This is a genomic window from Pararhizobium sp. IMCC3301 (assembly GCF_030758315.1).
GTDB lineage: Bacteria > Pseudomonadota > Alphaproteobacteria > Rhizobiales.
The window spans coordinates 1,067,614-1,090,878 of sequence record NZ_CP132336.1 but is presented as its reverse complement, the minus strand read 5'-3'; the positions used below and the strand labels follow the sequence as shown (position 1 = coordinate 1,090,878).

General features: G+C 53.9%; 20 protein-coding genes and 1 pseudogene. 19 read left to right on the top strand and 2 right to left on the bottom strand.

Translation table 11 applies throughout. The annotated features are described in order from the left end of the window. The first annotated feature begins 16 nt into the window (after positions 1-16). The 11 genes and pseudogenes from RAL88_RS05150 (at position 17) to RAL88_RS05100 (ending at position 12,280) form a co-directional block, all read left to right on the top strand. Positions 17-697 (top strand): amino acid ABC transporter permease, encoded by a 681-nt coding sequence (locus RAL88_RS05150; protein WP_306267730.1) that lies wholly within the window; start codon positions 17-19, stop codon positions 695-697. 10 nt (positions 698-707) lie between these two features. Next, the gene (locus tag RAL88_RS05145; protein WP_306267728.1) at positions 708-1,373 is read left to right on the top strand and encodes an amino acid ABC transporter permease; all 666 of its coding nucleotides are present in this window, start codon (positions 708-710) and stop codon (positions 1,371-1,373) included. 3 nt (positions 1,374-1,376) lie between these two features. After that, positions 1,377-2,162 carry an amino acid ABC transporter ATP-binding protein gene (locus RAL88_RS05140; RefSeq protein ID WP_306267726.1) on the top strand — a complete coding sequence of 262 codons (786 nt, stop codon included), beginning with the start codon at positions 1,377-1,379 and terminating at the stop codon, positions 2,160-2,162. 10 nt (positions 2,163-2,172) lie between these two features. Further along, positions 2,173-3,126, top strand: coding sequence for an aminotransferase class IV (locus RAL88_RS05135; RefSeq protein WP_306267724.1), 954 nt, complete (start codon positions 2,173-2,175; stop codon positions 3,124-3,126). Positions 3,127-3,130: 4 nt separating this feature from the next. Next, complete coding sequence (locus RAL88_RS05130) at positions 3,131-3,805, top strand: GntR family transcriptional regulator (RefSeq protein WP_306267722.1); 675 nt, start codon at positions 3,131-3,133, stop codon at positions 3,803-3,805. Between the two features lie 250 nt (positions 3,806-4,055). Next, positions 4,056-4,409, top strand: a complete 354-nt coding sequence (locus RAL88_RS05125; RefSeq protein ID WP_306267721.1) for a YciI family protein — start codon at positions 4,056-4,058, stop codon at positions 4,407-4,409. Positions 4,410-4,486: 77 nt separating this feature from the next. Continuing rightward, on the top strand, positions 4,487-5,791 hold the full coding sequence (locus RAL88_RS05120; protein WP_306267720.1) for an RNA polymerase sigma factor: 1,305 nt from the start codon (positions 4,487-4,489) through the stop codon (positions 5,789-5,791). Between the two features lie 117 nt (positions 5,792-5,908). Next, positions 5,909-6,741 (top strand): annotated as a pseudogene (locus tag RAL88_RS05115) (IS5 family transposase). Positions 6,742-6,861: 120 nt separating this feature from the next. Next, positions 6,862-7,653, top strand: a complete 792-nt coding sequence (locus tag RAL88_RS05110; protein ID WP_306267719.1) for a hypothetical protein — start codon at positions 6,862-6,864, stop codon at positions 7,651-7,653. Then, a complete protein-coding gene (locus RAL88_RS05105; protein ID WP_306267717.1) occupies positions 7,646-10,945 on the top strand; it encodes a DEAD/DEAH box helicase in 3,300 nt (1,099 codons plus the stop codon). Before RAL88_RS05110 ends, RAL88_RS05105 begins: the two co-directional genes overlap by 8 nt. Before the next feature lie 156 nt (positions 10,946-11,101). Beyond that, a complete protein-coding gene (locus RAL88_RS05100) occupies positions 11,102-12,280 on the top strand; it encodes a DUF2235 domain-containing protein (protein ID WP_306267715.1) in 1,179 nt (392 codons plus the stop codon). Positions 12,281-12,311: 31 nt separating this feature from the next. On the opposite strand, the gene RAL88_RS05095 is transcribed toward RAL88_RS05100, so the two are convergent. Continuing rightward, a complete protein-coding gene (locus RAL88_RS05095) occupies positions 12,312-13,448 on the bottom strand; it encodes an aminotransferase class V-fold PLP-dependent enzyme (RefSeq protein WP_306267713.1) in 1,137 nt (378 codons plus the stop codon). A 305-nt stretch (positions 13,449-13,753) separates the two neighbouring features. Here RAL88_RS05095 and RAL88_RS05090 point away from each other — a divergent pair, with 305 nt between their 5' ends. Genes RAL88_RS05090 through RAL88_RS05080 form a run of 3 tightly spaced genes read left to right on the top strand, consistent with a single transcriptional unit; the run spans position 13,754 to position 16,831 of the window. Next, on the top strand, positions 13,754-14,902 hold the full coding sequence (locus tag RAL88_RS05090; protein WP_306267712.1) for an alpha-hydroxy acid oxidase: 1,149 nt from the start codon (positions 13,754-13,756) through the stop codon (positions 14,900-14,902). 29 nt (positions 14,903-14,931) lie between these two features. Continuing rightward, on the top strand, positions 14,932-16,140 hold the full coding sequence (locus tag RAL88_RS05085) for an NnrS family protein (RefSeq protein ID WP_306267710.1): 1,209 nt from the start codon (positions 14,932-14,934) through the stop codon (positions 16,138-16,140). Positions 16,141-16,144: 4 nt separating this feature from the next. Beyond that, on the top strand, positions 16,145-16,831 hold the full coding sequence (locus tag RAL88_RS05080; protein WP_306267709.1) for an NnrU family protein: 687 nt from the start codon (positions 16,145-16,147) through the stop codon (positions 16,829-16,831). A 39-nt stretch (positions 16,832-16,870) separates the two neighbouring features. On the opposite strand, the gene RAL88_RS05075 is transcribed toward RAL88_RS05080, so the two are convergent. Further along, a complete protein-coding gene (locus RAL88_RS05075; RefSeq protein ID WP_306267707.1) occupies positions 16,871-17,650 on the bottom strand; it encodes a DeoR/GlpR family DNA-binding transcription regulator in 780 nt (259 codons plus the stop codon). Positions 17,651-18,272: 622 nt separating this feature from the next. On the opposite strand from RAL88_RS05075, the gene RAL88_RS05070 reads away from it, so the two are divergent. From RAL88_RS05070 to RAL88_RS05050, 5 genes are all read left to right on the top strand, one after another. After that, positions 18,273-19,052, top strand: coding sequence for a DeoR/GlpR family DNA-binding transcription regulator (locus RAL88_RS05070; RefSeq protein ID WP_306267706.1), 780 nt, complete (start codon positions 18,273-18,275; stop codon positions 19,050-19,052). Then, the gene (locus RAL88_RS05065; RefSeq protein ID WP_306267705.1) at positions 19,049-20,140 is read left to right on the top strand and encodes an ABC transporter ATP-binding protein; all 1,092 of its coding nucleotides are present in this window, start codon (positions 19,049-19,051) and stop codon (positions 20,138-20,140) included. The genes RAL88_RS05070 and RAL88_RS05065 overlap by 4 nt, the downstream gene beginning before the upstream one ends. 27 nt (positions 20,141-20,167) lie before the next feature. Beyond that, positions 20,168-21,445, top strand: a complete 1,278-nt coding sequence (locus RAL88_RS05060; RefSeq protein ID WP_306267703.1) for an ABC transporter substrate-binding protein — start codon at positions 20,168-20,170, stop codon at positions 21,443-21,445. A gap of 64 nt (positions 21,446-21,509) precedes the next feature. Next, the gene (locus tag RAL88_RS05055; RefSeq protein ID WP_306267702.1) at positions 21,510-22,382 is read left to right on the top strand and encodes a carbohydrate ABC transporter permease; all 873 of its coding nucleotides are present in this window, start codon (positions 21,510-21,512) and stop codon (positions 22,380-22,382) included. Beyond that, positions 22,379-23,191: a carbohydrate ABC transporter permease gene (locus RAL88_RS05050; RefSeq protein ID WP_306267701.1), complete on the top strand. Its 813-nt coding sequence runs from the start codon at positions 22,379-22,381 to the stop codon at positions 23,189-23,191. The genes RAL88_RS05055 and RAL88_RS05050 overlap by 4 nt, the downstream gene beginning before the upstream one ends. The last annotated feature ends 74 nt before the right edge of the window (positions 23,192-23,265 follow it).

Here is a 23,265-nt window from a genome sequence, read left to right as displayed (position 1 = left end):
TATCAGGACCTGAACTTTGGGATATGAATGGGATTTTGGCATCGTCTTCAGGGATTTTGACCTGTTGATGCTGGGCCTCTTGAATACGCTCAAAGTCACCGGACTGGCGCTGCTGTTCGGTGTGCCCCTGGGCCTGTTTCTGGCGCTGTGCCGGCTTTATGGCGCAAAGCTGGTCAGTGTGCCTGTCGGGATACTGATCGAGTTTCTGCGCTCGACGCCGCCGATTGCACAATTGTTCTGGTTCTTCTTTGCGATGCCGATTCTGTTCGGTGTTGAAATCGATCCGTTCGAGGCGTCGGTGCTGACTTTCTCGCTGCAATCCTCAGCGTTTTTTGCCGAAGTGTTCCGCGGCGGCATCGTGTCGATCGATGACGGCCAGTGGGAAGCAGCGAAGGCCATCGGCATGGATCGCAACGCATCGCTGCGCCGCATCATTCTGCCGCAGGCGGTGAAGCGCATGATCCCGGCCTTTCTGGAACGCGCCATCGAATTGATGAAAACCACCACCCTGGTCAGCACCATCTCCTATGCGGATCTGCTGTATCAGGCGAATAGTATTGCCCAGTCCACCTACCGCTCGCTGGAGGTGTTCACGATTGCCGCCGGGATTTATTTCATCGTCATTTTTGCCTGTTCGATGGGCGTGCGCGTGCTTGAACACCGTCTTGGCAAAACCGGCGAAATGACGCAGGGATGAGGGCGGCCTGATGGAATATAATTGGGATTTCTCAGCGGTTTACACCAACTGGTATCTGTTGCTGATCGGTTTGAAGAACACCATTATTCTGGCCATTGTCTGCCTGGGTCTGGGGCTGTTTTTCGGTCTGTTTGTGGGGGCAGCGCGCTATTCGTCAAAGCGCATCTTCAACTGGCCTGCCACGGCCTTTGTCGAGGTTTTCCGCAACACGCCGGTGTTGGTCCAGATCATGTGGTTCTTCTTTGCGTTCCCCATTATCGCGCCGTTTGATATCAATGCCTTCACCGCTGCCGCACTTGGGCTGACACTGAACACGATTGCGTTTTCATCGGAGATTTACCGGGCGGGCATCCAGTCGATTCACAAGGGTCAGTGGGAGGCTGCAAAAGCGCTGGGAATGAATTATCTGCAGCAGATGCGGCGCGTCATTCTGCCGCAGGCAATCCGGCGCATGGTGCCGGCATTCATGAACCGGGCGGTGGAACTGATCAAGATGACGTCGCTGGCCTCGGTGATTGCCTATGGCGAGTTGATGCATCAGGCCAAGACGATTTCAACAATCGCCTTCAACCCGATTGAAATGTACACCAGCGTTGCCCTTATTTTCTTTGTCATGATCTATCCGCTGGCGCTTCTGGTGCGGCGCCTGGAAGTCAAGACAAAGGTCCGGAGTTAAGCCATGACCGAAGTGCTGAAGATTGAAAATCTGCAGAAGAATTTTGACGGTGTGACAGTGCTGGATGGCATCGATCTGAGCGTCAACAAGGGCGAGACCATTGTTGTGATAGGTGCCTCGGGTTCCGGAAAATCCACGATGCTGCGCTGTGTGAATTTCATGGAAATTCCGAGCGGCGGGCAGATCAGCCTGAATGGAACGCCTGTCGGCAAATCTTCAGGTGAGAGCGTCGCCTATTCGGAAAAAGAGCTGACCGGGCTGCGCGCCCGGGTCGGCATGGTGTTTCAGCATTTCAATCTGTTTCCGCATATGAGCGTTCGGGAAAATGTCATGGAAGGCCCGAAAACGGTGCTGAAATGCAGTGCCGAAGAATGCGCGCGGCGCGCCGACCAAAATCTTGAAAAGGTGGGGCTGGCGTGGAAAGCGGATGCTTATCCTTCGCAATTGTCCGGTGGACAGCAGCAGCGCGTCGCCATTGCCCGGGCGCTGGCCATGGAGCCGGAAATCATGCTGTTCGACGAGGCCACATCGGCGCTTGATCCCGAACTTGTCGGCGAAGTTTTGCAAACCATGAAAGAACTCGCCGATGACGGCATGACGATGCTGATTGTCACCCATGAGCTGGGCTTTGCCTACACCGTTGCCGACCGGGTGCTGTTCTTGTCGGGTGGCAAAATACTGGAACAGGGGGCACCGGAAGCGGTTCTCATCAATCCGACACAGGAAGGCACCAAAAACTTCCTGCGTGGTCATGGATCTTTTCGCCTGCCCGAACCGAATTTGGATTAGGAACAAACCTATGGATACTGCTTTGCCAATGTCTGAAAAACCGTCTGCTACAACTCACGATGCCGATGATGATGTGCGCAACCAGGACATCATGATATACATCAATGGCAACATCCTGCATCGCAGTGAGGCGAAGGTGTCGGTGTATGATGCCGGCTTCATGCTGGGCGATGGCATGTGGGAGGGTATGCGGCTCTATAACGGCACATGGGCGTTTTTCGATGAGCATATGGATCGCCTGTTCAACAGCTGCAAAGCGGTGTCGATCGACATTGGCATGGACCGGGCAGGCATCGCGGATGCGATGCGCCGCACGGCCGAGGCAAATAATATGCACACTGACGTGCATTGCCGGCTGATGGTGACGCGCGGGTTGAAGGCCAAGCCGTTTCAGCACCCCGGACTGTCGCGCTCCGGGCCAACCGTAGTGATTGTCATGGAGCATTCCAAACCGGTTGACCGCTTGCAAAGCCGGGGCATTCGTCTGGCCAGTGTTGCCCAGGTGCGCGGTCTGCCGCATTCGCAGGACGCCAAATTCAACTCCCACTCGAAGTTGAACTGCGTGATTGCCTGTCTGCAGGCCGAAGCTGCCGGAGCTGATGAGGCGCTGATGCTGGACCCGCATGGCTTCGTTAACACGACGAATGCCTGTAATTTCTTCATTGTCCGCAATGGACAGGTCTGGACCTCGACCGGAGACTATTGCATGAACGGCGTGACGCGCCAGAAGGTGATTGATCTGTGCCGTGCCAATGACATTCCGGTTTTTGAAAAAAACTATTCACTCTACGAGACCTATAGTGCGGACGAGGCATTTCTGACCGGTACGTTCGGTGCCCAAACGCCAGTTCGCGAAATTGACTGCAAGCGGATCGGCCGTGACGGGCAGGCCGAGGGTGCCGGGCCCATGACCCGCCGCATTCGTGATCTATATAAGCAACTGATTGCTGACCACACAGGATAAAACAGTGTCGGCCCTAGGGAATTTGGAACCAGTTGCTGATGAAACCAGACGCGGCCAGATTGTGCGTCGGCTGCGCCAGTTGATTGTCAATGGCAATGTTTCTCCCGGTGAACGGCTGACGGAAACCAGGCTGGCGACGCAGCTGGGGGTCAGCCGCGCGCCCCTGCGCGAGGCCATTCGCGAATTGGTGGAAAGCGGGCTGGTAGAAAGCACACCCTATAAGGGTCTGTTTGTCCGCAGCGTCACCCGGCGCGATCTGGAGGAATTATATTCCCTGCGTACTACTTTGGAGCAATTCGCAATCCAGCAATGCTGGACAAAACGTACGCCGCAGGCCCTGGCCGAACTGCAGCGACGCAACTTGGCGCTGCAGACGGAGATAGACCGCAATCGCAATAAGGGATGCGCGATTGAACTGGAACTTGCGCTGCACAGCTGGTGCTACGAATTATCGAACCATATGCTGTTGCAAAAGACCTGGGAGCAGATGAAGCCCAATCTGCAATTCTATTTCATGCTGCATCAAAAGGCACATAACCGACCGGGTCCTCAGCGTGGAGCCCATGATGTCTATGTGCGCTGCGCTACAGGCGACAACATGCAGGACATGCTGGACCATCTGGAAACCCATATGCGCCAAGGCATGGAAGTGACCAAGAAATATCTCCCGGTTGAGTGACACAGAGCGTATGTTCCGGCGGTCTGTCCAGTTCGGATCCTGGAATGCTGTTTTGTGACGCCGAACGTGTCCTGCAACCGGGTAGCTGTCAATCAGCAACGGAGCATTTCGAACAGGATGTGCTGGCAGCCTTGCAGCCGCCGAAGTGAAAAATACAATTTTTTTCGCGGCGATGTCGATTGCGGGCAGGTCTGTTCGTCTGTTCAATACAGGGGCAAGGTGTTTCTGTTTCGAACAAAGGAAAGATCCAATGCAATATATGTGTCTCATTTATTCCACCGAAGGGGCCGGGCCTCAGCCTGGAACAGCTGAATTCGGACCCTTTATGCAAGCCTATATGGATTTTACCGAGAAGGTGAAATCGGACGGAAAGTTTGTTGCCGGTGATGCGTTGCAGCCCACAGCGACGGCGACGACCGTCGCCATCCGCAATGGCAAGACAGAAACCATGGACGGCCCTTTTGCTGAAACCAAGGAGCAGTTGGGCGGATATTATCTTCTGGAATGCGCAGACCTGGATGAAGCGCTCAGCTATGCGGCGATGATCCCGAGCGCGGAAAACGGACGTATCGAGGTTCGGCCGCTGGTGGTCTGGGACAGTTAGCCAAATGCACGTTGCATGAATATCGAGCCATTTGATTTTCATAAAACGTGTTCTAGGCTGAGGTCCGTACTGCAGGAATGACCCCTATAGGCGAATGCCGCCCGCAACTCGAACCTGAGCCGAAGATGCTGCCTCCCCAGACGCTCCAGCAGACTATCGATACGACCGTCCGCGAGGAGTGGGGGCGCATACTGGCAGCTCTTGTAAAAACACTGGGCGATTTTCAACTGGCCGAGGACTGTCTGCAGGACGCCATTATCTCCGCCATGCAGCACTGGGGAAAAAACGGCCTGCCTGACAGTCCTGCAGCCTGGCTGATCACTGCGGCCCGGCGCAAAGCCATCGACCGGCTGCGCAGGGACAAGAATTTTGCCAGAAAACAAGCGGAAATCTCATTTCTGCTGGATCTGGACCTTCAGGGAGACGCTCGCAGCGAAGTTGACATGATCCCTGACAAGCGTCTGGAAATGATCTTTACGTGCTGCCATCCGGCCCTTGCGAAAAAAACCAGAATGGCGCTGACTTTGCGCACGCTGGGCGGATTGACGACCGAGGAAATTGCCGCCAGCTTTCTCGACAAGCCGGATGCCATGGCCCAGCGTCTGGTGCGCGCCAGGAAAAAAATCGCGCTTGCGGGAATACCCTATCAGGTGCCGGATGCGGCAGTGCTGCCGGAGCGGCTTTCATCGGTTCTCGGCGTCATCTATCTGATTTTCAACGCAGGCTATTCCGGTGTGCCGGGAGACGCGCTGATACGGACGGATTTGACAGAAGAAGCGCTGCGTCTTGCCCGTATTGTGCGTCATTTAATGCTGCAAGAGCCGGAAACGGGCGGTTTGCTGGCGCTTCTGCTGCTGCATGATTCCCGGCGCTTTGCCCGGACCGATGCAAATGGCGATATGGTTCCGCTTGAATTGCAGAACCGCAGCCGCTGGGATCGGGCCAAAATCGCCGAAGGAGCGGCTCTTCTGAAAACTGTTTTGCCACAACAACGCGTCGGCCCCTATCAGGTGCAGGCTGCCATCAGTGCGATCCATGCGCAAAGTCCATCGTGGAGCGCAACTGACTGGCCGCAGATTGAGGCGTTTTACCAATTGCTTTATGCCATGCAGCCATCGCCGGTGGTCGCTATCAACCGGGCCATTGCGATTTCCTATGCAAGCTCAGCCAAAGCCGCACTGGCGATGCTTGACGCGGCGGCATCCGAGGGGACGCTCGACCAGTACCAGCCTTATTATGCCGCCAGGGCCGATGTGCTGACCCGCGCCGGAAACAGAAGCGGTGCAAAAAACTGTTTTGAGACGGCCATCCGACTGTCGCAGAATGTCCGGGAGAAAAGATTTCTGGAAGGCAAGATGCGGCTTCTGGAACTGGATAGCTGAACCGTCAAGGCGCACAGCGAGCGCTACATGACGGGTTCGACCAGAGAACCCGATTTGTTGAGTGATATCAGTGGGACGTGATTCCGTCGGATTGTCAAAGATTCCATGGAGGCCACGATGCCCTGGACTGATATCACCCGTGTTGAACAAAACCGCAGTTTGGAGCGCTATCCAAGCCATATGACGGATGCCGAATGGATAGTGGTTGCACCGCTGGTTCCATCGGCCCGTACCGGCGGGCGAGCTAGAACTACCGATTTGCGCGAGGTTTGAACGCCATTCTCTATGTGGCCGGCGGCGGTATCCCATGACGGATGCCGCCGAAGGACTTCCCGCCGCTGTCCACGGTGCATGGCTACCTTTACGGCTGGCGTAACGATGGAACGCTTTCGCTGATGAACTATGCGCTGGTGCAGGTGGCGCGGGAACTGGAAGGCAAGGAACCCGTGCCATAGCGCCGGGATCATCGATAGCCAAAGCGTGAAGACCACCGAAAGGAGGGGAGTTTGCGAGTATGATGCAGGCAAGAAGATAAAGGGCCGCAAGCGTCATATCATCACCCACACCAATGGTTTCATGGTCGGTCTCGTCTTTCACAGCGCTGAGGTTCAGGACCGGGGTGGAGCCGCACCAACCCTGCAATCGATCCGCCGCTTTTACCCCTTCCTGCGCTACATCTATTCCGACGATGGCTACGCTAGAGACGAACTCAAGCACTCGCTCAATGGAAAGGGAGGCTGGACAATCGAGGTGATCCGGCGATGTGACATCATCAAAGGCTTCAAGGTACTGCCCCATCCTGGGTGGTCGAGCATACCTTTGCATGGCTTGGAAAATGCCACAGACTGTCGAAGGATTGGGAAACCTCGATCACTAGTTCAACCGCATGGATACTGATCGCCCATATCCGCATCATGATCAGCAGGCTGGCAAGACGGTGCTGTATCTGACAGAATATTGAATCAGACATTAAGTTGCGAATTCAAACGTTTCTTAAATGGGTATAAGTAGCGGGTAGAAATAATAACTCACAAATTGTGGTTAATTTTAAACAGCTTAGAATACTTGATATGATAAAATTTGAGCCTATTAGCAATGGGAAATTTTGGTCGGGAACAGACTGGTCAATCACTGATGAGGATGAACTGGCGAGGCTAATTGCGCGCGTAGCGATCGGGCAATATCGACACGTCTTGAAGGTTCTAAATGAAACGGATTGCATCGCCTATGCCCCCACAAGAAATGCGCTGGAGGGGGCAATTCGCGCGCTGACTGCTGAGAATGTGGAGCAGCCGTGGCATCGGGACGGATGGCTTTTTCAGGTAATTTCCTGGATTGCTGCCAATATCCAAAACCCTGAATCTCTCAAGTCGCCACCCCACATGATCCATGCAAACAAGGGATTTGACGGGCTTCATATCTGTCTGGATGAAACCGATGAGAATGTGGTGTCAGTTGTTATCTGTGAAGAAAAAGCGACAGATGGTCCACGCGGCAAAATTACCAGCCAGGTCTGGCCAGAGTTCAAGTCGTTGGAAGCCGGGTCGCGCGACAATGAGTTGGTTTCCGAAACAACCACACTACTAGCTCAAAACGACCACTTGGATCCAGATAAAGCAGTTCACGAAATTCTCTGGAAGCGGGCTCGTGCTTACCGCGTCTCAATCACCATAGGAGATAAGGAGCGCTCCCAAGACGGACGGAAGGCGCTCTTCAAGGGATACAAGAAAATAACGCCGGGCGACGTTGTAGGAAAGAGAAGGGCCGAAACCTTCCATCAAAGCAACCTACGTGACTGGATGAGCAGAATGGCGAATAAAGCCCTCGACGCTGCAAAAGAAATGGAGGCTGAGAATGTATGATCAGGATACAGCCGATTTAATTCGTGCAACACCTTCTCTGGTTGGCCTCGATCGCGAGGCTTTGCCTGATCTTCTAACCGAAACGTTTGCGCAGATCGCGGCAGCACGAATCCGGTTAAGAGAGCCGAACGCTGAAGAGCTAGATGAACTGGTGGCGCTTGTCGGAACAATACGTCGGCTTGCCTTCACCAATGAAGCTTTGGTTTCTATCTTGCCCGAACGTGAGGACAGAAGCGCCGCCGCATTTGTAGCCGCAACAGCACATCAGCTATGCCTCAATGCCGACCGCCTATTCAGCTCCGACCACCAGCAAACGTTCATAGATAGTAGGGCGATATCAAGCGATCTCGCTGCGATGCTGCTGTTTATTGTCGCCGAGGCAACAGCGGACGCAGGAGAAGTCTCAAAGGTTTTGAACTGGAAAACCGATGATCCAATTGAAAATTCTCTTATCCTGGCTCTTCGGGATTTGGCCTGTGGCCGACTTGTCTTGCTAACCGGGCGCGCTATCCCTGATCGAGAAACTGTGGCGTCTGCTGAGCCCGCACTATGCGCAACACGCGCGCTTTATCGCGCCATTCTTGAAGGTGTTCATGTTCTAGCCAATCTGATTCTATTAGGAGACGCGGCGGATGACCCTCGCGATCCAGTTCAGGTTTTCCGTCGTGTTTGTCAACTTAGTATAGGATCAAAACAACATGTAAGTGACGAATGGGAGGATTCCCCAACAAGCGCCTTTTCCGGCCCTCATCATCTGGCGTCGTTACTTGTTGCGGTTTCCAAAGACCTTTCTGATAGCGCTGTCACGAGAATTTCCGCACCACCGAATGTCGACCCGGTAAAGTGGGGCGGCAGCATGCAGCGCCTCGCAAAATCGCGCCCATTTCTCTGGCGCAATCATCGCGAGGCGATTGACCAAGGATATCTGCAACGGGGCACGTCAGCTGCAGTTGGGTTCCCTACCGGTGCTGGAAAATCCACACTAGCTGAACTAAAAATCAACACCGCACTCTTGGCTGAGAAAACAGTTATTTTTCTAGCGCCAACGCACGCACTGGTCGACCAGACGACACGCTCATTGGCGAGTTCATTTCCGACAGCATCCGTTCAGCGTGAGCGGCAAGATGAATTTGGAATCGTTACTGGTGACGAGGAACTACCCGAAATCCTCGTGATGACTCCTGAAGCCTGTTTGACACAGATGAGCATCGACGCCAGTGTTTTCGAGGATGTGGGGCTGTTTGTATTCGATGAGTGCCATTTGCTCCACGCAAGCGACAAACCTAATGATCGACGGGCAGTCGATGCTATGCTCTGTGTGCTGAACTTAGCAAATATTGCAGGTGAAGCCGATTTCCTTTTGCTCTCCGCAATGATGAAAAATACCGATGACATTGCAGGGTGGATCGCGGACTTGACTGATCGTCCTTGCCTCTCGCTTGCGCTGTCATGGAAACCAACGCGACAATTACGAGGAAGTGTCGTCTATCAACAAAACACGGTCACGGCCTTACAAAAGCGGCTGACATTTGCCCGGCAAACAAGAAAAACGAAATTCCCACCGGACGCCCTTAAAAGGATGCTTGATGTGACCCCCATGGCACTGTTCAGCATGAAACAGACCTGGGCCACCAATAAACGAACTGACTATGCGCTGCTGGGCTTGCTAGATGAACCGGTTCAGCTAGCAGCCAGCAAGTATTGGAAGCTGACGCCCAATGCTGTCAAAGTTTCGTCGGCCATCTCCGCTGCTGCTGTCGAGACCAATCTTAAGACGCTTGTGTTCTTTCAGACAATCAAAAACGCTGCGAGCGCTGCGAATGAAATCTCCAATCTCTTGGAACCGGTATCTATCAAGCTGAGGGATGATGAGGCCGGATGGCTTGAGATTGCCACATTGGAAATGGGTGCCGCCGCGCATCTATATCTTGAGGTGGATATGGGAAAAGTCGTGAAACCGGCGACGGTTCATCATGGATTGCTATTGCCTGAAGAACGGCACCTTTGCGAATCCCTGTACAAACGCGCCAACGGAATAAAGGTACTGACTGCAACTTCGACACTTGCGCAAGGGATGAACTTGCCAAGTGAATTGGTTATCATAGGAGAGGACAGCCGTTTCGATCAGGCCAAAGACAAGCGCGAGATCCTTGAGGCTCAAGAGTTACTCAACGCCGCTGGACGCGCTGGTCGTGCTGGCGAGAATGCCAGCGGCATTGTACTAGTTGTACCGGGCAAAGTCGTCGGTATTGACGTTGATGCATCAACAATCGGCGCGCACTGGACCGATCTGCGCGCAATTTTTGGGCAATCTGATCAATGCCTTGAAATTGATGACCCCCTCACAGCGGTCCTAGATCGTGTTCATGCCGGAACTGACCATACGGGTGAGATAGAGCGATATGCTATCGTGCGGCTCGTATCCGGTGCAAAGGGAGATACAGAGACAGAGGCACTTTCGAGCGCAATTAAGTCTTCCTTTGGCGCGTACCTTGCCAAAAAGAGGCAAGACGACGACTGGTTGCAAAGCCGAGTTGATACGGCAATTGCGTTCTTCAAGGGGCAGTCTCCGGAATCCAAACGTGAGTTGGTCGAAACGCAGGTAGCTGCGAGTCTTGGCCTTTCGCTTGAATTGGTTTCGCGGCTTTCAGCAGCTTTAGAGGAAAATGGCCCCGGAGCGGACGCGAAGGTACCCGAATGGCGGAGGTGGTTTTTCCGCTGGCTCTCGGAAAACCCCGAACTCCTCGAACAAGTATGTAGGCGGCAAAGCCTCATAGAGTTGTTCGGCAAGAAGCGATACGAAGCACTGAGAACCGATGACGAAAGAGCGGCTTTCGCGCTTCCGATTCTCAGTAAGCTCATTTGGCGCTGGATGCGGGGAGACCCGTTGAGTGAGCTCGAAATGGCATTGGGAACTGACCCCAAGAAACTTAAAACTTGCGATAAAGCACGAAGGTTCGCCCTCAGGATAATTCCGGAACTATCCTATCTGTTTGGCTTACCAGCCCTACTTCATGAACGCGGACAGGTAAATGCGGAAAACCCCATTCCCTTGTCTGCTGTTCTATCCCAACTGGGTCGCTGCGTGAGATTGGGTTTCAATTTTCATGAGAAAGCAGCTCTCCATCAAATCATGCGCAAAGCGCGATTTTCTCGTCGGCAACTTCATCAGCACTATGCGCTAATTAAGCCATATCTGGCGGGTGCAGCATCTAGTGAGACTTGGGAGCAGACGATCGCCAGAGTAGAACTGGCCTCGGACAAGGAATTAAATGCACGTGGCTTGGATTAATAGGCAGAGAATTGAACCTGCACAATAGCATTCAGCAAAATTGGAAAGGGCACAGTGTGTTAGGTGAAAAGTGGTGACGGGATTAATATCGATCTTATGCGATCAAGAAATTATTGAATATTGCTTGTTCCGACGTGATATCTGCTGGAGTTGGTGATGGCGAAGAATATTATAATTTGCTGCGATGGGACTGGAAATGAGATCAAGGAACATCAGTCCAACGTATTGAAATTCTATCGTATCCTGAAAAAGGATGCTTCTCAGATTGCCTTTTACGACCCCGGAATTGGAACCATAAGCGACAGCGGTGCATGGGCCGCCTTCAAGAACAAAGCAAAAGGTGTGTTTGGTCTTGCGACCGGTTATGGGATGGATTCCAATGTTCTGGATGCCTACAGGTTTTTGGTGCGGCAGTACCGACGCGGTGACAATGTCTACCTCTTCGGCTTCAGCAGAGGGGCCCACACCGCCAGAATTCTGGCAGGCTTTATTCATATGGTGGGGCTGTTAAAGCCGCATCAGGAACATTTGAGCGATTACGCATTCACGGCCTACAAGAAAACCGGTGTTGCAGATGATTTTGGAATTGCTTGGCGTGTTCAGGAGGTTCTGGAAACAGAAAGAATTATCATCAAATTTATGGGGTGCTGGGATACGGTCAATTCGGTGATCGTTCCACGCCCGGACCGATTTTACATACCTTCGCTGGAAAGCCTGCCATACACGAATGAAAATCCCAGCGTACAGGTGTTTTGCCATGCAATGGCTGTCGATGAACGCCGGCGGATGTTCAGAGTCAGCAAATGGCGGGAGCCGCAAAAATTCAAGACCAACCCCTTTGTCAAAGACGAGGATGCTCAGGGACAGTATATCAAGCAGGTCTGGTTTGCAGGGGTGCATTCGGATATTGGCGGTGGTTACGCCGAGCCGGAAAGCGGAGCCGCGAAAATTCCGCTGGCCTGGATGGTGGACGAGGCGGGCAAACACGGCCTGGTCTATCGCAAGGTCATGGCGAAGCGTCTTGTGATGGGGAAGAATCCCAAAAACAGCACCCGCAATTATGTTGAACCCAGTTCAACAGCAAAATTGCACGACTCAATGGGCTTTTTCTGGCGTCTGCTGGAGTGGATCCCCAAGCTAGTGCATCTGAAAGAGTGGCCTGATCGCAAATCATTTGCCGGTCTTTATCTGCCGAATTCGGAACCGCGCTACATTTCTGAAAGTGAAGCGGTTCACCCGTCCGTCTGGGAGCGCAGAGAGCAATCGGCGCATCCGGACGGCTACGATCCGGTCAATCTGCGTGGTCTCGGGCCATCCTATCAGACCGTCTCATAGTTGTATTGCACCATTCCACTGACCCTGCAACTTATCCCAGCGCTTCAATTTCCGTCAGAGCTGTTTCAACTTTTGCAATTGCGGCGTCGACATCGTGGAGTTTGTCGAGGCCGAAAAGGCCAAGGCGGAATGTGGAGAAATCGGCGGGCTCGTCGCACATCAGCGGTACGCCGGCTGCAATCTGCATGCCCTGCGCGGCAAATTTCTTGCCGTTTTGAATGGCCGGATCGCTGGTGTAGCTGACCACCACGCCGGGCGCTTCAAAGCCGGGCGCGGCAACGCTTTTGTAGCCATGGTCGGCAAGAACACGGCGCACACCGGTACCCAGTGCCAATTGCTCTTCACGCAGTTTTTCAAGACCATAGTCGCGGCTTTCCAGCATGGTGTCGCGAAAGCCGGTGAGCGCATCGGTCGGCATGGTGGAATGGTAGGCGTGGCCGCCGTTTTCATAGGCCTGCATGATCTGGTGCCATTTCGCCAGATCCACTGCGAAGCTGGAGCTTTTGCTGCCGGGCAGCACCTCCAGCGCGCGTTCGCTGAGCATCACCAGGCCGGAGGAGGGCGATGAACTCCAGCCCTTTTGCGGCGCGCTGATGAGCACATCGACGCCGCAGGCTTTCATATCCACCCACAAAGCGCCGGAGGCGATGCAGTCGAGCACAAACAGGGCGCCGACAGCGTGGGCGGCGTCGGTGACCGATTTAATGTAATCATCCGGCAGCAGGATGCCGGATGAGGTTTCCACATGGGGAGCAAAGATGACATCCGGTTTTTCTTCATGGATGGCCTTGACCACATCCTCAACCGGGTGGGGCGCGAAGGGAGCCGGATGTTGATTGCCGGTCTGGCGCGCTTTCAGCACCACCTGTTCAGCGGGAATGTCACCAGCCTCAAAAATCTGTGTCCAGCGATAGGAGAACCAGCCATTGCGCAGCACCATGGTTTTTTTGCCGCCAGCGAACTGCCGGGCCACTGCTTCCATGGCAAAGGTTCCGCCGCCGGGCACAATGATAGCAGCCTCGGCGTTGTAGACCTGTTTCAGTCCGGCTGAAATGTCTGTCATGACCTTTTGAAAGGTGCGCGACATATGGTTCAAAGAGCGGTCGGTAAAGACGACGGAAAATTCCATCAGGCCATCCGGGTCCACGGCAGAAGATGTGTTGCTCATTGGGTCAGGTCCTTTGACAGATCAGGGTGTTGAAACCAGCAGGTGAAGCGGTGCTTCAACGGGCTGGTTATCAGTAAGTGGTGTCGCACGGCAGTGCAATATGTTTGCGCCGGGTTCGGCCGGCGCGGGGCCTTTTTTTCAATGCTGTCACACTGTTACGGGAAACGTCGTTTTGATGCCAGCATTTCGTTTCTGCGCGGCAGAATTGATGATATGCATGCCAGGCGGTTACAATTGGTGCTGACTCGTTGCAGCGAATCCTCCAGAGCTACGATCATCCTTGTACCGAGCTATAGTGAGTTTTTATGCGCCTGAAAGACTGCCACAATTTTCATGATTTCCGCAGGCTTGCCGAAAAACGTCTGCCGGGACCGATCTTCAATTATATCGATGGGGCGGCTGACGACGAGACAACCTATCAGCGCAATACGGACGCCTTTGATGGGTGTGATCTGGTGCCGAATGTTCTGGCCGGTGTCAAAGATGTCGACATGTCTGTCACCGTCATGGGGCAGAAGCTGGCAATGCCTATTTACTGTTCGCCAACGGCATTGCAGCGCCTGTTTCACCATGATGGCGAGCTTGCGGTTGCGGCAGCAGCGGAAAAGTTCGGCACCATGTTCGGCGTGTCCTCGCTGGGGACCGTGAGCCTTGCTGAGGTGCGAAAGAAGCACAGCAATCCGCAGTGCTATCAGTTTTATTTCCACAAGGATCGCGGCTTGAACAAGGCGATGATGCAGTCGGCCAAAGAGGCGGGTGTGGAGGTGATGATGCTGACGGTGGATTCGATCACCGGCGGCAATCGTGAACGGGATTTGCGCACAGGATTCTCTATCCCGTTCCGGCTGTCCCTTAAGGGCATGGCACAATTTGCCCTGAAACCGATGTGGGGCATCAATTATGTCACCCATGAGAAATTTGCACTGCCGCAGCTGGATGATCATGTCGATATGAGCGCAGGGGCGCTTTCTATCGGACGCTATTTCACCGAAATGCTGGACCCTTCGATGACATGGGATGATGTAGCAAAAATGGTGCAGGAGTGGGATGGCCAGTTCTGCCTGAAAGGCGTGATGAGTGTGGCCGACGCCAAACGGGCTGTGGATATCGGCTGCACCGGCATTGTGCTGTCAAACCATGGCGGCCGGCAACTGGATGGATCACGGGCACCGTTCGACCAACTGGCCGAGATTGTGGATGCGGTGGGTGACAGGATTGACGTCATCATGGATAGCGGAGTGCAGCGCGGCACCCATGTGCTGAAAGCTCTGTCGCTGGGCGCAAAGGCGGTGGGTGGCGGACGGTTCTACCTTTATCCGCTTGCAGCAGCAGGGCAGGCGGGTGTGGAACGGGCATTGGGTCTGATGCGCAGCGAAATAGAACGTGATATGCGGCTGATGGGCTGCAAGTCGGTGTCCGAGTTGAACCGGGATAATTTGCGGTTCAGGACGTAGCACAAAGCTTAGAAAATGGAGACACAGACATGACAAATTCCGCCGAGCGGATGCGGGCCTGGCAAGGTCCCGCTATCCTGAGTTTTGGCTTCCGGCCGTTCTTTCTGATCGGTGCGCTATGGGCAGCTCTGGCGATGCTTTTGTGGACTTTCATGCTGACCGGACGCGAAATCCTGCCGACAGCTTTTGATGCTGTGTCCTGGCACGCCCATGAGATGCTGTTCGGCTATCTGGGAGCGGTGATGGCAGGGTTTTTGCTGACGGCAGTGCCAAACTGGACCGGACGATTGCCTGTCACCGGCTGGCCGCTGTTGGGGCTGGCGACACTGTGGGTTGTTGGCCGTGGCGCTGTGGCTGTGTCGGCCCTTCTGCCCTGGACGGTGGTGGCGCTAGCCGACCTTGCGCTGCCGCTGGCGCTGGCGGGATTTTTGGCGCGCGAGATCATCGCAGGGCGAAACTGGCGCAACCTGCCGGTGCTGGGACTGCTGACGCTGTGGACGCTGGCCAATGCAATTTATCATCTGGAGGCAGCACGTGGCGGCTATCCGGCAGGCGGGTTCGGGCTTCGGACCGGTCTGGCGACGGCAGTCATGATGATCGCACTGATCGGAGGGCGCGTGGTGCCGAGTTTCACCCGCAACTGGCTTGCAAAACGCGGCGCGGTTCGGCTGCCGACGCCTTTTGGCCGGGCCGACGGCCTGGTTCTGGCGCTGACATTCGCCGCTTTATCACTCTGGGTAATCTGGCCGGACCAGGGAGTGACTGCAATTGTCTGTGGCCTGGCAGGACTTGCAAATTTCTGGCGGATGGCACGCTGGCAGGGCATGCAGACCGGGGCTGAGGCGCTGGTCTGGGTGCTGCATGCAGGGTATGCGTTCGTGCCGCTGGGCTTTCTGGCAGTGATAGCAGGGTGGCTGTTTCCCGACATGGCAACTGCGGCACGGCATATCTGGCTGGCAGGTGCAACGGGGTTGATGACGCTGGCGATGATGACAAGGGCAAGCCTCGGCCATGCGGGGCGGCCACTCCATGCCGGGCCAAGCATAACAACACTCTATGTCGCGCTGATTGTCGCGGTTGCGGCACGGTTCGCCGCCGGGCTATGGCCTGACTGGAGTTGGCTTTTGCATCTGGCAGCGGCGGCATGGATTGTGGCCTTCGCGGGCTTTGCAATTCTCTACTGGCCGATGCTGGTGCGGCCGCGCGGGGCACTCCGTTCTGCAGATACAGGGCGGTGATGAGATGAATGGCTGGGGTGAATATATCGCGGCGTTCGGCTTGTTTCTGGCTAGCCATGCCATCCCGGTGCGGCCGCCGGTCAAGCCATGGCTTGTGGCACGGATCGGTAAAACCGCATTCGCGATGGCCTATTCGGTGCTTTCAGTCGCGGTTCTGGTCTGGCTGATTGTCGCCGCAGGACGGGCGCCCTATGTGGAACTGTGGCCGCGTGCGGAATGGCAGAATCTGGTTACACTTGCGGCTCTGGCAGTTGCCTGCCTGATCGTTGCACTGGCGGCGTTGCGGCCAAATCCGTTCTCCTTCGGCGGTTGGCGCGATGATACTTTCAATCCGGCCCGGCCCGGCATCATCGGTCTGGTCCGGCATCCCTATCTCGCGGCCATCGGGCTGTGGGCGCTGGGCCATCTGGCACCCAACGGAGATCTGGCACATGCGCTGCTGTTCGGCGGTTTTGCGGTGCTTGCTGTGGTGGGCATGCGGCTCATTGACCGCCGCCGCCGAAACGAGATCGGCCCGGCAGTCTGGCAGGCGCTGCTGGATGAATCCACCAAGGCGCGCGCGCTGCAACCATCATTGGATCTGGTTGTCAGACTTGTAGCGGGACTTGGTCTGCTGCTCCTTCTGATCCTGTTGCATCCCGCCGTAATCGGATTTGAAGCTGTGGATTTGCAGTATCTTTGGCGACGTTAGCGCAGGATTTCTGATGGCGGCAATCCTGCAGAAAGTGCTCTATGCGAGCACGACATCAAGGTTGGCCAGTTTCATTTTCTCAATGGCGGTTTTGCCAACCAGATCTGTCGTGATGACGCCGTCAATCTGATCGAAGGTCGCTGTGCTGACAAATGCCCCGGTGCGGAATTTTGTATGATCCGCCACAACGTATTTTTGGCGGGACACGCCGATAACCTCCTTTTGCACCTGGCTATAAGCATCAAGACCAATGCTGACCTGCTGGCGCTCAACGTCAACCGAGGAAACGCACAGAAAGGCAATGTCAAAAGATAGCGAGCGGACAGTTGAAATGGCAATCGAACCTGTAAAGGAGTCGTTGAGTTCCAGATAAGCTCCGCCAATGACGTAGAGGTAGGGAACTGAGCGCTTTTTCAGCTCATTGGCGATGCCGAGCGAACTGGTTACGTATCGGCAGCGGGTGTTTTCCTGGGCTTCGCAGGCAATCTGAAGTGCCGTCGTCCCGGCATCAAGAAACACGGTTTTCTCACCCGTAATGAGTTGTGCGGCGGCGATGCCAATCCTGACTTTTTCGTCGACGTTGGAAACCGCACGGCTCTCATTCGGCTCAACCTGAGACACCAGTAAATTCGTGACAGCACCGCCATGAGTGCGGACAATAACGCCTCTGGATTCCAGTGCTGCCAGGTCGCGTCGTATGGTTGCCTCCGAGACACCAAAATTTGCCCTCAGCTCAGCCAGCTTGGCAGACTGATTGCGGTTTATCAGATCTACGATCTGTTGCTGCCTGACGGCAGCAAGTTGAGTGTCTTCCGACATGAAATCACTCCGGGGGTTCCTGAACTTCTGTTGCAAAACTTGGGCATTGATCGTGTCGAAGTCAATCATTATCACTCAAAACCGCTCATTGGGACAGGAGATAACGCATCCTTTGCGCTCTCTGTCAGCAATTTATGCGGGAGAAACTGTTCGTCTCTCTGAGCGGTATGAATGAGAATGGAGCTATTATGGATTAATCGCTCAAAAACACGCATATGTTGCAGCTGTGCAAGTAAATGTGGCCACAAAGCGGAAGTCCGGAAGTCGCCATATTTGGAAGCTGGATTTTGCGGGTGCCATGTGTGGACAGATCGAATGCTTAGCTGAACGTGCCGGGCGCGTACTGCCTGCCAATATCGTTTAAAAATCCAATGAACACTTTGATTCTGGCTGTTTTCAGGAGAGGTATTGAGATTGTTGGCCAGCAAAAGTGGTCGACATTACTTTATATTTGGATGCGCGTATCGTCGCTGATTAAGTCAATAAAACAATGTGTTCCGGCCCTGTTATCGCACCTCTTTTAGTGAGTCATGATGAACGTTTTCGATTGTATATGAGCGTTTATGATTGACGTTTACCTTAAAGCCGCGTAAATTCATCAAACTATTGTCGGAGGGAGCGAATGCGAGACCATTTTCAATTGGTAGCAACGCGACAGAGTGAGTTGCTTGAATTGATAAATGCCAACGCTGCTGTTGATGTGAATGATTTATCCAACCTGTTCGGAGTTTCCGTCGCGACAATCAGGCGTGACCTGAGCGCTATGGAAACAAAGGGGCTGCTCGCGAGAACACATGGCGGAGCAGTCAGCATTGCGCTGGCGAACCGGAAATTGCCCAAAGAAGTGGGCGCGACCGTAAATATTGCGGAAAAGAACCGGATCGCTTCCGTCGCGTCCGGCATGTTGATGGGCAATGAAACAGTTTTCCTGGATGCGGGAACGACCGCTGTCCAACTGGCCGTCGCGCTTGCCAAAAGACAGGACTGCACCTTTGTCACCAGCAGCTTGAGCATCGCAAATGTTTTTGCCGCTCAAAAACACCAGAAATTCTACCTGACGGGTGGAAATTTCCTGAGGGTCAACGAAGCCTTCGGAGGCCGATTGGCGGCAAATGCACTGGGTGGGCTGACATTTGACATCGCTTTTTTATGCGCCTCGGCGATCGATGTTGATCGTCGCGCAATAAGCATGGTGCTGGAGCCTTACAGCGAGATTCAGCGGATGGCTCTGTCAGTGTCCCGCCGCGCTTATGTGATCGCGGATTATACCAAATTCAAAAGCAGTGCTTTTTCGATTACCGCCAATTTTGACGAGATCGACGGGGTCATCACAAACAGGGAATTAGACGCAGCAATGTTGGCAAAATGTTCAAACGCCGGCCTGGAGGTGATCCTGTCATGACAAAAACAGGCGTTGACCTTCAACTGATCAATCTCAAGAAAAGCTGGGGATCTGTCCAGGTTCTGCATGACATCAGCTTCAAGGTCGAGGCCGGTACGTTTCTGACGCTTCTGGGGCCTTCCGGCTGCGGGAAAAGCACAGCTTTGCGGCTTATGGCGGGCCTGGATACGGTGTCGGGCGGGCAAATTCTGATTGATGGAGTTGACGTTACCAAATTGCCGCCTGCCGAGCGCAATATTGGTATGGTGTTCCAGAATTATGCGCTGTTTCCGCATATGACGGTGCGCCAGAATATCCTCTACGGACTGCGCGTGCGGCGCACCCCGGTGGCGGAGCAAAATGCCAATTTGGAACGGGTAACCGAACTTATGGGCCTTGACCAGTTGCTGCAGCGCCATCCGGCCCAGCTGTCCGGGGGACAACAGCAGCGCGTCGCGCTGGCCAGAGTGCTTGTCGCAAATCGTCCACTGGTTTTGATGGATGAACCGCTGTCAAATCTCGACGCCAAATTACGGGTCGAAATACGCAGCGAAATTCGCGAGTTAAACCAGAAGCTTGGCATCACAATTGTGTATGTGACCCATGATCAAAGCGAAGCTTTGTCGATGTCTGACAAAGTCATGCTGATGGATGGCGGCAGAGCGTCGCAATTCGGCACACCTGAAGAAATCTATGTCCAGCCGAATAATATTTTCGCAGCCAGTTTTATCGGCACACCCCCGATGAACCTGATCAATGGCTCCGCTGTTGCGCCGGAAATTCTGGGAACCCATGCGGCAAGCGCAAGGGACTTCCTGATTGGAATTCGACCAGAGGATCTGGTGCTTTGCAGCCAACCTTCTGCGCTTGGCCTGAACGGAAAGATTGTCGGCGCGGAATATGAGGGCGTCCATACACTTGTCACCATCGAAATCGCCGACAAGGCACGAATTATCACGATCATCCCCAAAGCCGAGAGCTTTAGTCTGGGTCGTGAAGTGTTCCTGGACGCCGATCAGAATGCATTGCACCTGTTCAGGCATTCGGACGGGCAAAATGTACCGTTCCAGCCTGATGTTGAAGTGAACACCCGCTCGCAGGCAAATTAATAATAAACACCCAAGGAGGAGACTGACATGAGAATTTCTACAACACTGATGACATCCACAGCAGCAATGGTGCTGTATGCAGGTGCCGCGTTTTCTGCCGAACTGGAATTCTATTTTCCGGTTGGCGTGAATGCGCCAGCTGTTGCCACTATCCAGGAATTGACAGATGCTTGGGCAGCCAAGAATCCGCAACACAATGTGAAAGCGGTTTACGCCGGCAATTATGAAGAAACCACAACGAAAGCGCTGACGGCAGCAACTGCGGGCCAACCGCCGCATGTCGCTGTTTTGCTGGCCACTGATATCTTCACGCTGGTTGAAGAAGACGTTGTCATTCCGATCACCGATGTTGCCAGTTCAGCGGAAGACCAGGTCTGGCTTGACGGCTTCTACAAGGGTTTCATGAGAGACGCGATGCTGGACGGAAAAATCTACGGCGTTCCATTTCAGCGCTCAACGCCGGTTCTGTACTACAACAAAAAGGCATTTAAAGAGGCAGGTCTCGATCCGGAAACGCCCCCCAAGACCTGGGATGAAATGATCGAGATGGGCAAAAAACTCGTCAAAAAAGATTCCAATGGCAACGTGACCCAATGGGGCACACGTATCCCAACGCTCGGCCTTGGCGGGGCGTGGCTATATGGCGGACTGGTGATTTCGAACGGCAGTCAATTGTCAGCAGACAATGGCGTTGATGTTGCCATCGATACGCCCGAAGCGGTGGGTGCGCTGAAATTCCTGACCAGACTGTCTGAGGAGGGTGTCATGGCACCCGGCGGAATCAGCTGGGGCGACACGCCTAAGGCCTTTGTCGAGCAAAATGCTGCCACGATCTGGACTTCAACGGGCAATCTGGCATTCGTAAACGACAATGCTGAATTCGACTGGGGTGTCGGATTCCTGCCCGGCGGTAAAGGTCCGGGTGCTCCTGTCGGCGGCGGCAACTTCTACATCTTCAAAGAGACAACGAATGAGGAGCGGGAAGCCGCGCTTGATTTCATCAAGTTCATGACCGCACCTGAAAATGCAGCCAAATGGTCCATCGCTACCGGGTACATCGCACCGCGGGCTGATACGTGGGAAACTCCGGTGATGAAAGAATATGCCGCCAAACTTCCTCAGGCTCTGGTTGCACGTGACCAGATTCAATATGCCAATCGCGAATTCGCGACATTTCAGCGTGGCCGGGTGACTCAATTCCTGGTCGAGGCGATTGAATCGACGATTGACGGCAAGGCGGATCCTGCCGAGGCCCTCGCAGAAGCGCAGAAGAAGGCTGATGCGGTTCTGGATGCTTACAAATAAGCATCGTTCAAACTATCAAATGTGCATGCCGTGAAAGCGGCATGCACAAACAGGCGGGCATCAGATGAAACCACTCACATTCCGACTAGCGCTCATTCTTCTGGTGGTGCCCTGCAGCCTTCTGGCCGCGTTTACACACTATCCGGCGGTAAAATCCCTTCTTAATTCGTTCTGGAGTATGGGAACAATCCGCCGGCCGTCACAGTTCATCGGCCTTGGAAATTATGAGACGCTGCTCGCGGATGAAACGTTTCAACAGATTCTCTGGAACAGTGCGCTTTATGCTCTGTTCACAATACCAGCCGCAATTGCACTTTCCATCGGCATGGCGCTGCTGGTCAACGCGAAGCTGCCCGGCACAGCGCTGATGCGGTTGTCATTCTTCATGCCCACCATGCTGCCAATGATTGCGGTGGCAAACATCTGGTTGTTTTTCTATGCACCAGGCATTGGTCTGGCATCGCAGATTCTATCCGTTTTCGGACTCCCTCCGATTAATTTTCTTGGCAGTTCAAGCACCTCGCTGGGTTCGATGATGGTGGTTGCCATCTGGAAAGAATCCGGACTTTTCATGATTTTCTACCTTGCAGCGCTGCAAGCCGTTCCGACCAATCTGAAAGAGGCCGCACGATTGGAAGGTGCCGGCTCAACACGGATATTCTTCGATATCGTTCTGCCGCTTCTCAAACCAACGACCGTGTTTGTGGCGGTCAATGCGCTGATCAATTCCTTCAGACTGATCGACCACGTTGTCGTTATGACAAGGGGCGGGCCGAACAATTCCAGTTCGCTTCTGCTCTACTATATTTACGAAGTCACATTCCGCTACAGAGATTTTGCGTATGGCGCGACTCTGACGGTTTTCATGGTTTTTCTCCTCGGCCTGATTGCACTGGTCCAATTCAAAATTCTTGACAGAAGGACGCATTACCAATGAGAGCCGGTATCAACAGGATCGCGATCAGCACTCTGGCAATCGTGCTTGCGCTGATTTGGGGTGTTCCGTTCATTTATTCAGTCTGGACTGCCATCCATCCGGAGAAATATTCGGCAACCATTCAACTGGATGCGCCGATGACGCTGCAAAATTTCGTTGAAGCCTGGCAGGCAGCGCCGTTTGCGCTGTATTTCGCCAACACAGTTATTCTCACACTTATCATTCTGGTCGCTAATTTAATCCTGTGCACCCTGGTTGCCTACGCCTTTGTGCGTTACCGGTTTCCAGGTGCCGGATTGCTGTTCGCCTTGATTATGGTTCAACTGCTTATCACTCCCGAAATTCTGATCGTTGAGAACTACACAACACTGACCAAATTGGGTTTGACCGACACGATTTTCGGTATCGCTTTGCCCTATCTGACGTCTGCGTTCGGAATTTTCCTATTGCGACAGACTTTCAAGTCTGTTCCGATTTCGCTTGATGAAGCAGCTCAGGTTGAAGGTGCTTCAACCTGGCGCGTGCTCTGGAATGTCTATGTGCCTTTGGCCAAGCCAACCTATCTGGCCTATGCGCTGGTTTCCATCAGCTTTCACTGGAACAACTTCCTTTGGCCGTTGATCGTTACAAACTCCCCGGAGGCCCGGCCGGTGACAGTTGGCCTGAGCGTATTTGCGACGGTTGAAAGCGGCGTTGAATGGGCACTGGTGAATGCTGCCACGCTTCTTACGACCGCACCTTTGGTCGTTGGGTTCCTGATCTTCCAAAGGCAATTCGTCGCCAACTTCATGCGCGCTGGAATCAAGTAGGACAGAGACGATTTTGCCTGGTCATTGTGTGGCTCAGAATAATTTCTGTTGAAGAAATAGAGACTTTTAACCTG

Bases quoted from the DNA above. Each gene is read 5' to 3' on its own strand.
- RAL88_RS05135 (WP_306267724.1), top strand. From the start codon at position 2,173: ATGGATACTGCTTTGCCAATGTCTGAAAAACCGTCTGCTACAACTCAC.
- RAL88_RS05120 (WP_306267720.1), top strand. From the start codon at position 4,487: ATGACCCCTATAGGCGAATGCCGCCCGCAACTCGAACCTGAGCCGAAG.
- RAL88_RS05110 (WP_306267719.1), top strand. From the start codon at position 6,862: ATGATAAAATTTGAGCCTATTAGCAATGGGAAATTTTGGTCGGGAACA.
- RAL88_RS05060 (WP_306267703.1), top strand. From the start codon at position 20,168: ATGAGAATTTCTACAACACTGATGACATCCACAGCAGCAATGGTGCTG.
- RAL88_RS05095 (WP_306267713.1), bottom strand. From the start codon at position 13,448: ATGAGCAACACATCTTCTGCCGTGGACCCGGATGGCCTGATGGAATTT.
- RAL88_RS05125 (WP_306267721.1), top strand. From the start codon at position 4,056: ATGCAATATATGTGTCTCATTTATTCCACCGAAGGGGCCGGGCCTCAG.
- RAL88_RS05145 (WP_306267728.1), top strand. From the start codon at position 708: ATGGAATATAATTGGGATTTCTCAGCGGTTTACACCAACTGGTATCTG.
- RAL88_RS05065 (WP_306267705.1), top strand. From the start codon at position 19,049: ATGACAAAAACAGGCGTTGACCTTCAACTGATCAATCTCAAGAAAAGC.
- RAL88_RS05105 (WP_306267717.1), top strand. From the start codon at position 7,646: ATGTATGATCAGGATACAGCCGATTTAATTCGTGCAACACCTTCTCTG.
- RAL88_RS05100 (WP_306267715.1), top strand. From the start codon at position 11,102: ATGGCGAAGAATATTATAATTTGCTGCGATGGGACTGGAAATGAGATC.
- RAL88_RS05075 (WP_306267707.1), bottom strand. From the start codon at position 17,650: ATGTCGGAAGACACTCAACTTGCTGCCGTCAGGCAGCAACAGATCGTA.
- RAL88_RS05070 (WP_306267706.1), top strand. From the start codon at position 18,273: ATGCGAGACCATTTTCAATTGGTAGCAACGCGACAGAGTGAGTTGCTT.
- RAL88_RS05080 (WP_306267709.1), top strand. From the start codon at position 16,145: ATGAATGGCTGGGGTGAATATATCGCGGCGTTCGGCTTGTTTCTGGCT.
- RAL88_RS05055 (WP_306267702.1), top strand. From the start codon at position 21,510: ATGAAACCACTCACATTCCGACTAGCGCTCATTCTTCTGGTGGTGCCC.
- RAL88_RS05090 (WP_306267712.1), top strand. From the start codon at position 13,754: ATGCGCCTGAAAGACTGCCACAATTTTCATGATTTCCGCAGGCTTGCC.
- RAL88_RS05050 (WP_306267701.1), top strand. From the start codon at position 22,379: ATGAGAGCCGGTATCAACAGGATCGCGATCAGCACTCTGGCAATCGTG.
- RAL88_RS05140 (WP_306267726.1), top strand. From the start codon at position 1,377: ATGACCGAAGTGCTGAAGATTGAAAATCTGCAGAAGAATTTTGACGGT.
- RAL88_RS05085 (WP_306267710.1), top strand. From the start codon at position 14,932: ATGACAAATTCCGCCGAGCGGATGCGGGCCTGGCAAGGTCCCGCTATC.